Source organism: Chryseobacterium amylolyticum (assembly GCF_051011775.1).
In the GTDB taxonomy this organism is placed as follows: Bacteria; Bacteroidota; Bacteroidia; order Flavobacteriales; family Weeksellaceae; genus Chryseobacterium.
In genome coordinates, this window is the sequence record NZ_JBPCHX010000001.1 from 725838 (window position 1) to 740509 (window position 14672).

11 protein-coding genes are annotated in these 14672 nt (G+C 41.4%); 1 reads left to right on the forward strand and 10 read right to left on the reverse strand.

The features are described from left to right. Nucleotides 1–32 precede the first annotated feature (32 nt). From ACR1PO_RS03235 to ACR1PO_RS03260, 6 genes are all read right to left on the reverse strand, one after another. Complete coding sequence (locus ACR1PO_RS03235; RefSeq protein ID WP_433985811.1) at nt 33–2270, reverse strand: hypothetical protein; 2238 nt, start codon at nt 2268–2270, stop codon at nt 33–35. A 158-nt stretch (nt 2271–2428) separates the two neighbouring features. Continuing rightward, nucleotides 2429–3361: a 2-dehydropantoate 2-reductase gene (locus ACR1PO_RS03240; protein ID WP_433985812.1), complete on the reverse strand. Its 933-nt coding sequence runs from the start codon at nt 3359–3361 to the stop codon at nt 2429–2431. Nucleotides 3362–3528: 167 nt separating this feature from the next. Next, a complete protein-coding gene (locus ACR1PO_RS03245) occupies nt 3529–3852 on the reverse strand; it encodes a helix-turn-helix domain-containing protein (protein ID WP_433985813.1) in 324 nt (107 codons plus the stop codon). Nucleotides 3853–3966: 114 nt separating this feature from the next. Continuing rightward, complete coding sequence (locus ACR1PO_RS03250) at nt 3967–4407, reverse strand: transposase (RefSeq protein ID WP_433985814.1); 441 nt, start codon at nt 4405–4407, stop codon at nt 3967–3969. Between the two features lie 1000 nt (nt 4408–5407). Further along, entirely contained in the window at nt 5408–6376 is a 969-nt protein-coding gene (locus ACR1PO_RS03255; RefSeq protein ID WP_433985815.1) for a M43 family zinc metalloprotease, read from the reverse strand. Between the two features lie 247 nt (nt 6377–6623). After that, nucleotides 6624–6821: a hypothetical protein gene (locus ACR1PO_RS03260; protein ID WP_433985816.1), complete on the reverse strand. Its 198-nt coding sequence runs from the start codon at nt 6819–6821 to the stop codon at nt 6624–6626. Nucleotides 6822–8106: 1285 nt separating this feature from the next. Between ACR1PO_RS03260 and ACR1PO_RS03265 the strand changes: the two genes are divergently transcribed. Then, nucleotides 8107–8274 carry a hypothetical protein gene (locus tag ACR1PO_RS03265; protein WP_433985817.1) on the forward strand — a complete coding sequence of 56 codons (168 nt, stop codon included), beginning with the start codon at nt 8107–8109 and terminating at the stop codon, nt 8272–8274. A 570-nt stretch (nt 8275–8844) separates the two neighbouring features. On the opposite strand, the gene ACR1PO_RS03270 is transcribed toward ACR1PO_RS03265, so the two are convergent. The 4 genes from ACR1PO_RS03270 to ACR1PO_RS03285 form a co-directional block, all read right to left on the reverse strand. Next, on the reverse strand, nt 8845–9750 hold the full coding sequence (locus ACR1PO_RS03270; protein WP_433985818.1) for a hypothetical protein: 906 nt from the start codon (nt 9748–9750) through the stop codon (nt 8845–8847). A gap of 528 nt (nt 9751–10278) precedes the next feature. Next, entirely contained in the window at nt 10279–11811 is a 1533-nt protein-coding gene (locus ACR1PO_RS03275; RefSeq protein WP_433985819.1) for a tail fiber domain-containing protein, read from the reverse strand. 677 nt (nt 11812–12488) lie between these two features. After that, on the reverse strand, nt 12489–12716 hold the full coding sequence (locus ACR1PO_RS03280; RefSeq protein WP_433985820.1) for a hypothetical protein: 228 nt from the start codon (nt 12714–12716) through the stop codon (nt 12489–12491). A 485-nt stretch (nt 12717–13201) separates the two neighbouring features. Further along, a complete protein-coding gene (locus ACR1PO_RS03285) occupies nt 13202–14083 on the reverse strand; it encodes a phage tail-like protein (RefSeq protein WP_433985821.1) in 882 nt (293 codons plus the stop codon). Between the last annotated feature and the right edge of the window lie 589 nt (nt 14084–14672).

The following is a 14672-nucleotide window of genomic DNA, read 5'->3' on the forward strand; positions in this document are numbered from 1 at the left end:
AGCCGGCCTTACTTCCGGACCGGCTGCGCTTCCTAATTGACAGTAAGGCCAACGGTACAGTCTATGCCTCCGAAATTGAACGCAAAGCTGGCGGTTCCGGTACCTGAGGGAGTGCCGCTTACCGTAAAGGTGATTGTTTGGTCATGGGGAGCCTTACCCCAACCCGCAGGCAGAGAGGCCGTAAGGCCGGTGACCCCGGTAGAAGAAATACTCTGGGCAGGGTAAGCTCCAGACTGTCCCGCTGGACCGTTGACACTGTAAGTAATGGTGAAACTCACCCCTGAAGCAGCGGTTCCGCTGGTCAGGGTTCCTGTTTTTGTTGCAGTTGCACAATCGAGCCTGGTTATTTTAAGATCTGGAGGTTTCATAGGTACATTAAGTCTAAATTCACAGGTTTTCCCCCCCAGATCAGCAACGAATTTAAAATTACCCGCGATATTAGTTCTCGGGCTTATGGTATAGGTAACGGAACCTGCTCCGTTGGCCAGCGTCCCAGCTGCTAAAAAAGCGGTAAGACCAATCGGACCTCCATTACTACCAAAGATCGACTGGGCAGGATACGCTTTACCATTTCCTCCTCCGTAAGGAATGGTGAAACTCACTCCCGCCGGCACCTCTCCAGGGATAATAGTTCCTGTCAGCGTTCCACTCCCGCAGCTGAGCCAGTTTACTACCGGATCCGGATTGTCAGCGACCGGCATCGTAAATTCGCAGTTCTTCCCTCCGAAGCCCACCATAAATTTTGCGCTTCCTGTACCCTCGGGGGTACCGCTGACGGTATACTCAAGCTTTCCGGAAGCACCAATGGTACCCGCATTCAGGGTAGCCGTAAGGCCTGTTATGCCGGTAGAAGCAATAGTCTGTACGGGATAGGAGGCGGAATTACCCCCGGTGTAAGGAATTTTGAAACTCACGGCTGAAGCTGCCACCCCATGCATCAGGGAGCCCGTTCGGGTACCTTCTGTACAGCTAAGCTGGGTAACTGCAGCCCCGGTGTTGACCGTCATGGTAAAAGTACAGGTCTTCCCGCCAAAACTAATGGTAAAGCTGGCCGTTCCGGTTCCGGAAGGCGTTCCGGTGATGGTGTAGGTAAGGTTTCCGGCAGCACCCATACTGCCGGCAGGTAAAGCAGCCGTAAGGCCCGTTACTCCCGCAGAAGAAATGGTCTGGGCGGGATAGGACACGGAATTCCCTCCTGCATAAGGAATCTGAACACTGACTTCTGATGCACGGAATCCGTTGTACAGGCTGCCTGTCACTGTGGCTCCGGTGCAATTAAGGGTGGAGACAGCCGCCACAGCATTCACTTTTATGGTAAAAGTACAACTCTTCCCGCCAAAACTAATGGCAAAGCTGGCCGTTCCGGAATCGGAAGGGGTTCCGGTGATGGTGTAGGTAAGGTTTCCGGCATCACCAATGCTTCCGGAAAGTAAACTCGCCGTAAGGCCTGTCACTCCCGTAGAAGAAATGGTCTGGGCGGGATAGGACGCAGAATTCCCTCCTGTATAAGAAATCTGAACGCTGACTTCTGATGCAGGCGTTCCGCTATACAGGCCGCCCGTCACTGTGGCTCCGGTGCAATTAAGGGCGGTCACAACCGCCGCCGCATTCACTGTGAGGGTAAAAGTACAGGTCTTCCCGCCAAAAATCAGAGCAAAGCTGGCGGTACCCGTACCGGAAGGGGTTCCGCTAACGGTAAAATCAAGTTTGCCGGAGGAACCAAGGGTACCGGCAGGTAAAGCAGCGGTAAGACCTGTTACGCCGGCAGAGGTAATCGTCTGGGCCGGATAATCGCCTCCGTTTCCTCCTGTGTAAGGAATCTGAACGCTGACTCCTGATGCAGGGGTTCCGCTGTACAGGCTGCCTTTCACTGCGGCTCCTGTACAGGTAAGGGTATTCACGGTAGCCGAGGCACTGGCGGAACCATACAGCTTAATCCATTTATTGGCAGGAAAGTCATAGTAATAATAGCCCCGCGCATCGATATCAATAGTCTGTCCCACCCGGTTTACCGGAGAAGCTGCAGCGGTGACAAAGGTTATCACCCCATCCTGGCTGCGGCCGTACACCCCCTTCTGGTCGGCCTTACGAAGGGAATCTCCCGGTAAACGGGTAGGAATAATCCCTTCCGGGCGGCTGCCGTCTGTTTTCTTTGCGGTAATTTCCAGGGTAGCCGAAGGAGAGGGATTATTGATGCCCACCTGCCCGTATCCTGCAAAGGATAATAACAGTACCATGAGCAGACATACCTTATTTTTTATCGTAAACATATCGTATAGTTTTGTATTGATGACAGGCAGCTGTTACGTACAGGGGGACACTCAGAATTACCCTGTTTACATAGGGTAACCGGAGTGCTGTGTGTCTAAAAAAGAGACTCCGGCGGAGTGTTTCAGAGGGGCATCAGGCAGGCATGTTTCACGCCGGATTATTTAGCAGGGCTGCCAGTTTCTTCAAGAGATTGCAGTTCATGAAAAAGCCGGGTGGTTTCCGGCATTTCTATTCCGGCTTTCCGGGCGGTGGCTATGGGTTTTTCATAGATATATTCGAGTTCCATAGGCCGGAAATTTTCAAAATCCCGTTTCATACTCGGAGCATACGGGCTGATGGTTTTGGTTAACAGAATTAATTCATCAATGAACGACGTACTGATAGCAACCCCCTGTGATCTGGCGGCATCAGCGACTTCATTCATAATGGTTCTGCATCTTTTCTCAGCTTTATTCAGTATTTGGTCTGTCGTAGCATCCAGAACCACAGAGAGTCCGTTGAATGCCATATTCCAGACCAGCTTTTTCCATCTTATCGTTGTAAGGTCCTGATAAGAAGACGGAATACCAAAAGCGGTAAATGCTTTTGCGAATTTCCTGAGGCGCTCCGGATTCCTGAGATTAAAATTCCCCAGGTCTATAGCAGCATTCCCTTCATGCACAATATTTCCTTTACTGTCTTTATAACAGCGTACCGGTGTTACGGCACCTGCAAACTGAAGATCCGGCAGCAGGGCAGCGGCTCCTTTTTCCATATCCAGCCCGTTCTGAATCATAATAACAGCGGTATCTCTGTCTGCTATATAAGGCAGCACCTTCGGCAGGACATGTTGATTATGCGTGGTCTTCAATCCGACCAAAATAATTTCACAGACCGGCATATCTTCTGCCGAGTAATATACCCAGGGGTTGGAAAGAGTGATATCACCGTGGTATGCTGATTTCAGTAACAGCCCGTGTTTTTTCATTTTTTCATAGGTACTGTGAAAGAGAAAATGAACCTCGAAGCCCATTTCAGACAGGAGGATGCCATAATAAGAACCTATGGCACCTGCGCCTACCACTGCAATTTTACGTTTTCGTGTTTTCATTTCTTTTGTATGGGATAAATAAAATGATTTTAAGATCCATATTCAGACGATTTATGCGGATGCATTTAGCATCAGACCTGCCCGCTGCCCCTGAAAGGTCCGGGTTGCAGCCCTGTAAAAGAACTTTTCATTTAAGATATACATCATTGTCAGGATACCGGAATCTGCTATCCATACGTCTTGATAGAAAACATCTTTTTCCACTTTGCAATGGTATTTCTGCTCAGTCTGAAAACGCTGGCCATCTGGGTATTGTTCAGTTGGTGTTTTTTCTGATAGAGCAACAGCTGGACAATATCATTTTCCCTGTAAGAACGGAACTTCCCTACATCTTCAGCATCTTTGTTCTGAAGGATCATTTTTTCCAGAGTAATCACATCTATGACGCTCAGATCTTTTTTGGATAGTAAGTCAGCGCATGAATGCATTCTTTCGGGATATTTCCGGTTGATCAGATCCGTATAAATTTTAATATAATCAGGAGTGCTCATATCTTATAATGTTTTAAGTATGTGTTTATAATAGAAGATTAGAGAAAATAATTTAGGTGTTATAGGTATACTTGTATGAATCATAAAAGGGATGAACACTCTCTGAATCTTTTATTATTTCTCATTTTTAGCATATTTTTTCATCCATTTATACAATGTTGTTTTAGGGATTCTGTATATTTCAATCACTCTTGCCAGGGTCATCCTTCCGGATGTTATTTCTTCCGTGACAAAATTGATGATGGTGGGGGTATAAATTTTTTTCCTGAAGACAGGCAGACTTGTTTTTGATGGCTTTTTGATTCTTTTGCTTATGTTCGAACTGCACGGGGAATAAAGCAGAAGATGCTGCGTATAGATTCTGAAAAAATCATATTCCAGCAGTTTGCTCAGACGGACCAGCATTTCCGAGTCAATACTCGGAGACTGATATACTTCTTCAATTAATTTTTCGCTGCAATTCAAAAAGTTGCAGATTCTGGAGGATTCAACTTCACATTCAATCACTCTTTTTCTGATCATTTCCCCTATATGGATATTCTTAAAGTTTTCCATCTGTATCATTTTTAGTCCGACGGGAAGAACCTGATAGTCGGTTTAGTAGTATTGATGTACAAATATGCCATTATATATAGGGATAGAAAAAAAAATATCGTAAATATAGATTAGCATAGTTGTCATTTAAAACATTCGAACATGTAGTTAAGAAACTACAAAAATCACTATTTACCTGCGGGACAGGGGGGCATCTCCGTGACATTGAAAGAGGACGATGTTGATCCCGCAGCCCTGTTTCTGATCCGGTACAGGAGCCAATCCGTTTTCACATTCTTACGGCAGCTGTAATCAGGAACCGGAAACCACTCCTTCCCGAACACCAGTAAAAACACTTACCGGAGTAAGTGTTAAATGTAAATCCTAAAAAGCAACTGGTTAACCGATAAGACATACTGTTCTGCTTTTAAACAGGAGTGCGCGTGTTTTTATAATGTATGATAAGTATTCATACGATCCACAACCTACGTATTAATATGAAAAAGCTATTTCAAATACTTTCATCCTTATAAAGTAACGCACACTCTCTGAAATTGTACCAAGCTACAAGAATACCAGTTCCTGAAGACCAGATTAATTATATAAAACATGAGAAAGCCCGTAAAGCTGATATCTTTTCTTAAGCTGGAGCTTTGATAGCTGCCCACATTTGTCTTTTTCTTGCTGACGTAATAAACGGCCCTTTTCGATCTCTATCCATTTTCTAAGAATTTTAAATATTCTGCATGGCGGGTTTATTATCCGGTACAAACATACTTTTATCTGTAGGGATAGAAAAAAAAAAATTGTAAAGATAGATGAGCATAGTTGTCATTTTTTAATCTTGTAAAATGTAGTTCAACAACTACTGAGTTCTATAAACAAATCTGAAATTAATGAAGGATTATTACAGTCGTAAGAAAGTTAACTTAGTTAGTTTAAATATATTGTGGAATAGATATTTTAGTAAAAAAAGAATGTTGAAACTGATGAGTCTTTCACAGAATGAAAGAGCATTTTTTTATCTTAAGCCCGCTCTGGGGCCGTTAGATGCAACGGTAGCTTGTATCCTTTGATTTTGATTGCCGGAAAACATATACATGGCATCACCTTCTACATAATCCATGTAATTCATGAACATCAAAGAACGTTGTACGCCTCCACAAGTACCGTAGAGCGGGTAGTTAGGTTTTCCACTATTAGGGGAAGGCTGAGCAGGGGTATCGTCACAGAAATCATCATCACAATTGACACCTCCCCAGAGGTGTCTAAGATTGAGGTAATGTCCTACTTCATGAGTGGCCATTCTACCAAAACCTTTTTCCTGTGTTCTTCCAACGCATACCGCAATCACTACAATTCCATCATCCCATTGCCCTGCTGATTCGGGGAACGTGGCATAGCCCTTAACATTGAGTATAAAAAAGTTTATTTTGTTAACGATCCAAAAATTAAGATTTTTGGCAGGATCTGTAGCATCGATTCCTCCTGTAGAAGATCGTTTCATACTATCGTGATTCCAGTTGAGTCGGGGGTTAAATTTTCTATTGATTTTACTTAATCGGAATTTTATCTTAGTATCTCCTGCTGAAAAGGGTTGGAATTCAGCTGGGATTTTGGAGATATCTGAATTGGTGGCCGATAAATCTTCATTGAGGACATCTATTTGATCCTGAATCTGGGCATCCGACAGGTTTTCCGCAGGAATGGAATAGATTAAGTTCACAACGACAGGAATTTCCAGAGATCCATCAGTTAGAATCTTTCCTTGTTGAAGATTACTTATGTATTTTGCAGCTTGCTGCTCTATCTCGTTGTACCTGGCCAGAAGCCTGGGATTATTCTTTAAAGCTTCTTTACGAATCTCTTCGGAAGCGCATAGTTTGCTCCGCACATTGGAATTGTTTTCAGACTTGTTTGCCCCTTGATCTTGGGCCGGGGTAAGATTTTCATCATTGTTGCAGGCTGTAATCATAAGTACATCTGACAAGGCGAATAATGTTTTTCTCATAATGATTTGCTGTTTAAGTTGTGAGATTAATAAAAAACTTTCATTAATCATCACTGTTGTCCGATAAAAATTAAATTTTATAACACATTGATTATAAGATTCTTTAAAAATATTTCTTATTTCTAAAACAGTGTCATTTGTACAGATTCTAAAGGCTCTATTTCCCCATCCTTTTCCAAACCATCAACATGAATTTTTACGTTAAGGCTTTCTTGTTCCTTACTACTTATGGTCTCAAAAAATAAGGCTGGCCATCAGGATCATATTCAAAAGCATATCCATGTTCTTCACATTCTTTAAGAAATTTATCACAATAAGTGTATCCATCATCTTCTCCATTTTCAATCCTTTCAGACCAAAATTCAACGATTGGAGCCAATTCTAAGGGAATAAATTCATAGTTGTCAAAAAAATTTTCATCCAATTCTAATTTATGTGCTATGTTATATTATCGAAAGAAATTAGCGTGTTTCATTATAGTGAATCTGGGATTTTCCTTGCAAGTCCTATTTTTTAACGCGATTGTCAATAGCAGCACCGTCTGCAAACTTTCGGAGGTTGTGTTCAATATTTTCAAATGTTCTATTTGTAACTCAAGTATAATACTGAAGATATTCCGGTCCAACAAAAAAGAAAAGATATTCTACATGTCGGGGTTATTATTCTGTACAAATATACCTTTATCTGTAAGGATAGAAAAAAAAGCATTGTAAAGATAGATGAGTATGGTTGTCATTTTTTAATCTTGTGAAATAGAGTTCAAAAACTATAAAAACTACTGTTTATTCATGTGAGGGTATCATATCCGTAGCAGTAAAGGCGTATTCTGAACCGGTGGTTTTCGTACGTCTGCCGGATGCTGACACCCGGGACCTGCGGTGGCACGCCACTCCGGCAGGAGCACAAATAAAAAAAACACTTACCGGAGTAAGTGTTAAGGCCACCGGTAAAAGCCGGTAAAACACAAAATGAAAATATTGTTATCCTCTAAACAGCAGGAGCATCATACTTTTATACTTGTTATAAGTATCACAGACTGGGAAGTATAATCTACCAAATTAAACTAACATGAAAAAAATCTACCTGGAACACATAAAGATACCTTCACTCCATATAAAAGTTATGATACTTGCTGATGATCTGATTCCTGCTCATTGTAAAAAGACCAGATGGTCATTTGCTATACAAATATCCCAAAATCCATGGGAATGAAAAAAAAAGTATAGTAAACATACATGGTGATAGTTGTAATTTTTAAACTACACACAAGTAATTAAAAGAAGAGTATTCAGTTTTCATCAGAAGATTTGTGCCGTTTAATGATCTTTTCCGGAACGGAGAATAAGGCTTAAAAGGAAAAGAAACCAGTGTATCATGAAATTTCATCCAAAGACTTTAATACATGATGTTATATTTCTAAGAATGCAAAACCTGAATCAGCTTCGTTGATTCTTTCTCACACGTCATGTATTGAATCCGGTTCTTTGCATTTTATTTATAAAACTGAAATGCAGCTTGCAGAAGCAAAAAAGACGGTTTTTCTCTTCAGAGCAACCCGGGTCTTCCCTAATTCCCCAGCTTTTGAGATTCATTCCTTAAGTTCCTGATGAACGGAAAAAAACACTTACAAAGGTAAGTGTTTTTGCTTTTGTGTTATTTAGAATCCGTATTCTGAAATCGGCAGAAGGGAACATTCTACAGGATGTTTTATGAAAACAGGATCTCAGGTCGATTGTTGCAGTACCCCTCCTGCTGCAGATCTCCGGAATGCATTTCCTGATTCTGTGTGCTGCGGGTTTATCTATGCTGCTATCATCAGAGCGCCACCATTTTATAATGTCTTATTAAAATTTGACAAAAATGAGAAAACAATATAAAATAGATTTTTAATGATTGAAATGAGTATGAATGCATAAAAGCTCATTATAAAACGGGTGGCCGTCCTCTGAGATATATTATGCCGGATGATCCGGTGTTTGTATTTGAATATTTTCCATTCGGTTTATATTTTTTTTATGATACTTTCAGGATCTCTAATTTTTTTTTAATACTTAACCTTAATTATCTTATCTTTTCTTAAGCAAATATCTCATAATCCATAATAACAGAAAAAAAAATATTGTAAATATTGATTGTGTTAGCTATCATTTTAAACCTATTATAATTAGTTCAATAACTACAAATTTTCCGACCACTACATTTTCAGCAACATCCATGAAAATACTTTCGGTCCGGAGCGGGTCCCCGGTCTGATAGTTACGGTATCTGTACCTGTTCTGGCAGTTTTACCACACGCTATCATAAAAATACGCTCCATACGAATGCGTCGTAATGTAATTCATTTATATTACAGCAAAAACAAGCCGAAACACACCTGGACACTGATCATTTAAACACAATGGTGCCATACAAACAAAAAGACTGGTATGTTCAGAAGCCGGATTACATTAATATCCAACAATGACAAATCCTACAGACCGGCCGTCGTCTACTCTGTATCCACCTGAGTCACAAACCCATACCTGAAACTGGTTGCGCGTCGCAGCATCTACGCCGGAATTATCTCTGGTATTAGCCTGGTCAAATGGCGTGGTACTATGTGTTATTGAATTACTACTGGTTAAGTATTGTGTAATTTCTACTGAAGGAACGGAGGCAAACGGGGTTGTAGCGGTAATGATTACGGTTCCTTCTGCCACATACCGGGCAGTCCATCCTCCTGAGCCGGCATTTTCTACGGTCACGATCTTCTCTCCTGCCTCATTGGCAATTTTTATCACTCCCCATAAAGACCTTCTGGCTGTGGAATTGGGCAGTACCTTCAGTACTCCGTCTACTCCTACATATACCGATCTGTCATTACCGGCAGCAGGCGGCAGGTTGTCTATCTTTACCTTACCTGCCACATGAAGTTTCTCTGCGGGGTTAAATGTTCCTACTCCCATATTTCCCTCCGTGGTGATTCTCACCCGAAATGCATTATCCGTCATAAAATCAAGAGGATGAGCACCATACGTACCTATCCATCCGGCATCGGTATTGCCATTGGTATTTCCTTTTCCTAGGAAAGTCTGTAACCTGATCGTCCCGTCTGTATGCTGAAGCCCGTGCGAGTTGGGCGCAGTAGTGATATCCAGTCTGGTCTGAGGCGTTGTAGTTCCAATTCCTACATTACCGTTGGGTTTGACCACAAAATCATTGGCCTGTTGTTCCGCCGTGGGACTTCCTTCAGCCGGGTTGTCTTTAGCTCCATCTATATGAAATGTACCCTGAGGGCTAACGGTATTAACCCCTACCTGTGAGAATACCCAACTGCAAGCAAAAAAAGCAGTACTGTAAAAAACCTTTTTCATTATACCTATTATTTAAACATGATCATCAGAAGAGAGATCCGCAAAGACTGAAAAATTAATCAAAACATGTACTTCTGTACTGTTTCATTATACTTTTAACGATTACCTGTTATGCTGTTGTCGGATAGTCTGATATTTTTAATATATAATCCAGATCGCCTTATAATTTCATAAGCAAATATCTCATAATCTATAAAGACAAAAAAAAAAGTAGTGTAAACATTGATTGTACTAACTGTCATTTTAAATTTTTAATACGTAGTTTAAAAACTACATATCAAGCATTTTCTGACTTCTCTATTGAACAGAGCCAATGCCAGGTATACGGCCCGAATCCTGATATATGATCCGGCCTCAGGGGTATAATGATGGTTTCGGCATTTCCAACGAAAGTTAAAAGTTTCCTTTCTTCTGTAGTTTCTATACAGTATGGACAGACATCAAAAGAAAAAAACACTTACTCCTGTAAGTGTTTCGGTGTTGGTATTATCATAATCTGCAGAAGATTTTCTTCTGCATTATTTTTGTTTATCGAAAAGATGCATCACCCAAAAGTTTTTTAACCTGACTTTTCAGCTTATCGATCTGCTCCTGCTGGCTTTTAAGCATTTCTTGCTGCTGCTGAACCGCTTTGGTAAGCACCACCGTCATTTCAGCATAGTTGACCCCAAGGGTCTTTATTTCATCATGGGCTGTGGTTACCAGCTCAGGCATTGCTGTTTTGATCTGCTGTGCTACAAATCCTAGTTTCTGATCTTTTCCTAATGCTTCGTCTTTATAACGGTAACGGATGGTACGAAGCTCCAGCAGCTCTTTCAGACCATAGGCATTATCAGTAATATCTTTCTTGATCCTTATATCTGAGGGAGTAATGGTACCGGAAGCCAGTATATTTCCCATTACATGCAGCTTTTGCGTAGGACTGGCCGTACCGATTCCGACATTACCTTGGAAATTAATGCGTACTCTCTCATATAGATAAGGTCCATATTGTGTTTTTAAAGCCAGATCTCCCATATAAGAAGTACCGCCATTCCACTTATCATACGCCACGATACTTGCAGCCGGAATAGAACGTTCTCCGGCATTCCCTCCCAGCCTGAAATTGATTTCCCCAGCTTTCTGATCATCATCAGCTGGCGTTTTATAAGCATAGCTGCTCATATTCAGATCCCCGCCGACAATTTCAACCTTATCTGCCGGGGTATTGGTTCCGATTCCCACTCTGTTATTCGTGGCATCTGCAAAAAGCGTATTGCTGTCAATATTCAGGCTGCCTCCATTGCTAAAGCTTATGGTCCGGTTGACGGCCGATGCCGGAGAAACATCCCCGTTGCTGTCAAAAATATTTCTTTGCTGCAGCCATAGCGTTCCGTTCCAGTACCATACCGAGCCGGTATCCGTATCATACACCTGCATGCCTTTCTCAGTAGTGGCGTTGGGGGCTATCGCGATACGCTGTGCAGTCGTAAGCCGGGGTAACAGAAATCCCTTATCGGTAGCACTAAGGTCTAATACTGATTTTGTACTGGGTGCACTGGTTCCGATTCCTACACTGCCGTACGACGCAATGCGCATAGCTTCTGTCAATACTGAGTTCCTGAGTGTCTCTATCGCCAGATCGCCTTTATACTTGATTTCATCAATAATAACTCCGGCGGTAGTGCCGGTACTTGTGACGTCGCCATCCCACCGGTCATATCCTACAATACCTGCCACCGGCAATCCTCGCTGTGCGATATTCCCCAGCCTGAAATTCAATCCCCCGGCCCTCTGGTGGTCACCTGCTGCCGGAGTTTTTGAAGTATAATTTGAGATATTGAGATCCCCTCCCACAATTTCAAATTTATCCGCCGGTGTAATGGTGCCTATTCCTACACTGCCATCAGATTTAACGACAAAGTCATTGACCTGCTGGGCAGCTGTGGGTGTTCCCGTTGCGGAATTGTCTTTCGCTCCGTCTACATGAAAGGCACCCTGGGGATTAGCGGTATTTACCGATACCTGAGAGCATACAAGCTGAGCCGTAAAAAAAGCAACAGGGTAAAAAATTTTTTTCATAACATATACATACTATTAAAATAAAACTTACATATTCATTAAAGCAGCCTTATGGAGAAGCCGGCTGCGGCTTCCTCAATAACAGTCCATACAATCCGCCGGTATCATGCGTTATTTTCTAAGAATCCTGGACAGATATTACCTGTCTGCTAACATTGTTTTCCCGGATAGATGCGGGCAGTGGAAATCTTTTAATGATTACATAAACAGGAGTGCTCATATTTTTATAAGGAGGATTTAAAAAATTGATGAATCAAAATGATATCACTTGTGTTTTTATTATAAAAAATGGTATTCCTGATAAAAGGGATGAACACTCACTGATTACAGGTTATTTGTATCTTATTTTTTTGTTTACTTTTACCGTTTTACACAATGTTTTCACATACCGTACTGACAGCCCGTTACCGGATTATATTTTGATACAAAGTTGCTATAATCCGCCGGGTTACAGAAAAAAATATTGTAAAGATAAATTGTATGGATTGTAAATTAAAACCATCAATGAGTAGTATAAAAACTACAATTTTGCATGTTTACAAAGCGTAAAGCTATTTCAGACCCTAAAGTTCTTGTGCATCCTGCTGCTGAACGGTCAGCAGATTCTTAAGACAGGGCTCATTTTTACCAAAACGGGATCAATACTGGCCCAATGCCGTACATATATTTCATTATTTTCACCTGCTCCGCTGCCAAAGGTATTTGATTCCGCAGGAATCTCCTACCAGGAGATCTTTCCTCGGAACCACCCCGATAGTAGTTGAGATCTGGCACTGATAGCTCCATGTACCATAAAATAAGCCCCGGGACCATACATTCCAGTTGGAGGAGGTCAACGTAACGGACCTTTCTGCTACGGGTTTACTTAATCTATTTCGTGATCTGTCCGGTGCGGGTCCATTCATACTGATATCATCAGAGCGCCATCATTTTTATAATTTCTATAAGAATTAAAAAAAAGAAAAAACAATATATTACTACCAAAATGAAATACATTTTAATAATTGTGATGAGTATGGATACTTTAGCTTATTATAAACTGGATGGCTGCCTCTGATAATATTTTATACCAGGAAATCTTTAATGATTACATAAACAGGAGTGCTCATATTTTTTTCAAGGAGTATTAAAAAGAACTGATGAAACCAAATAAAATAATATTCTCAAAAATGTTAACTATGAAGTTATGACTTTCCTTAAAAAAGGATGAACACTCGCTGATTACAGATTATATGTTCTGTTTACCTTTAACCATTTTACAGGTCCTTATTGACAGGCAGGGAAGATAGCCTGTACCGGATTATCCTTCCTCCTATCGTTCCGGTGCATCCTGCCGCTGAAAGGCCCGTACAGGCTGATGAGGCAGGGCCGTACTTTTTACGGAATGCTATCAATACAGGTCAAATGCCAGTACATATATTTCATTATTTTCACCTGCTCCGCTGCCAAAGGTATTGATTCCGTAGAAATCTCCCACCAGGAGATCGTTGCTCCCCGGAACCACCCCGGTAGTAGTTGAGATCTGGCACTGGTAGCTCCATGTACCATTCCATCTACCATAAGATAAGCCCTGGGACCATACATTCCAGTTGGAGGGGGTAAACGTAACGGACGTATTGGTATTACCATTATTCCAATTATTCGGTATTGATTGCCCAAACCATAACATACTCGCATTGTACGTTACATCAGCGGAAGGGGCAGATAGCAGCCTAACCTCCAGATAATTATATCCTCCCTTAACGGCGAACCTGAATTCCATGTTCATTGCGGGCACTTTAAGCGTGGGTTTATTATAACCATTGGTTTCAAGATTCCTTCCCCTGTATTTTACTTTGGTAAGTGTTGTACCCTGAGTATCTGAAACTACATTCAGCAGCCCCCACTTTGTTCCGTCATTGAGATATAATCCAGGAGACAACCCATTAGCAGTTGATGTATTATACACCACCATTCCGGCTACATGAGCGGAAAGCGGTGCCGGTAAAGCAGAAGAAGTAAGGGCCAGTCTGGGAGGTAAAAATCCTTTGAGATCGGATTTGAGGTCCAGAACCGCATTGGTATCGGGCACAACGGTTCCCACTCCCACGCTGCCGCTGGGTTTCACCACAAAATCATTTGCCTGCTGAACAGCTGTAGGAGTCCCGGTAGCCGGATTATCTTTGGATCCGTCTACATGAAACGCGCCCTGAGGATTAGTCGTATTAACGGATACCTGGGCGAATACCATATGAGTGGCTAAAAAAACAGTACTGCAAAAAAAACTCTTCATATTTCATTATATATTTATATATACCGGATATGCAAGTCCAAGGCTAAGCCGTATTCAATTCTTGTTATCATAGTATGGAAAATGTAAAAAATCAGGAGATTGTGCTGATACAACTTCACAATGCTCTGCTGTATATGTATATTTTTTAATTAAAGATTCAGATAATTAAAGTCTGCTGCTATTGAATGAATGATCAGGAGTGCTCACAGAGATAGAAATTGAATAAAAAAAATATATAAAATTTGTATGAAATTATCGTAAAATCTCTATCTTTTACCTTATGAGCACTCACTGACTTTCATCATTTACTTCTTTTTTGTGCTTTTAAATAATACAGCACTATCTGGAATCTCTTAAAAGAAATGCTGCAGAATCATGCAGCTGTCTTCCGTACAAATATGCCACAATCCTGGAACGTACAGAAAAAAATAATGTAAAGATAGATGAGCATCATTGTAATTTAAAAATGTCATAAAAAACAGTATAGCCATAGAATTTCCGGCCTGTATCATACGGAACTTTTTTCAGCCGGCAGATCACAGCGCGCTCAGGTCTCGCGTATTGATAATTCTGTATACGAAAATACCAT

Bases quoted from the DNA above. Each gene is read 5' to 3' on its own strand.
- ACR1PO_RS03265 (WP_433985817.1), top strand. From the start codon at position 8,107: ATGAAAACAGGATCTCAGGTCGATTGTTGCAGTACCCCTCCTGCTGCA.
- ACR1PO_RS03275 (WP_433985819.1), bottom strand. From the start codon at position 11,811: ATGAAAAAAATTTTTTACCCTGTTGCTTTTTTTACGGCTCAGCTTGTA.
- ACR1PO_RS03280 (WP_433985820.1), bottom strand. From the start codon at position 12,716: ATGAATGGACCCGCACCGGACAGATCACGAAATAGATTAAGTAAACCC.
- ACR1PO_RS03250 (WP_433985814.1), bottom strand. From the start codon at position 4,407: ATGGAAAACTTTAAGAATATCCATATAGGGGAAATGATCAGAAAAAGA.
- ACR1PO_RS03240 (WP_433985812.1), bottom strand. From the start codon at position 3,361: ATGAAAACACGAAAACGTAAAATTGCAGTGGTAGGCGCAGGTGCCATA.
- ACR1PO_RS03285 (WP_433985821.1), bottom strand. From the start codon at position 14,083: ATGAAGAGTTTTTTTTGCAGTACTGTTTTTTTAGCCACTCATATGGTA.
- ACR1PO_RS03245 (WP_433985813.1), bottom strand. From the start codon at position 3,852: ATGAGCACTCCTGATTATATTAAAATTTATACGGATCTGATCAACCGG.
- ACR1PO_RS03270 (WP_433985818.1), bottom strand. From the start codon at position 9,750: ATGAAAAAGGTTTTTTACAGTACTGCTTTTTTTGCTTGCAGTTGGGTA.
- ACR1PO_RS03235 (WP_433985811.1), bottom strand. From the start codon at position 2,270: ATGTTTACGATAAAAAATAAGGTATGTCTGCTCATGGTACTGTTATTA.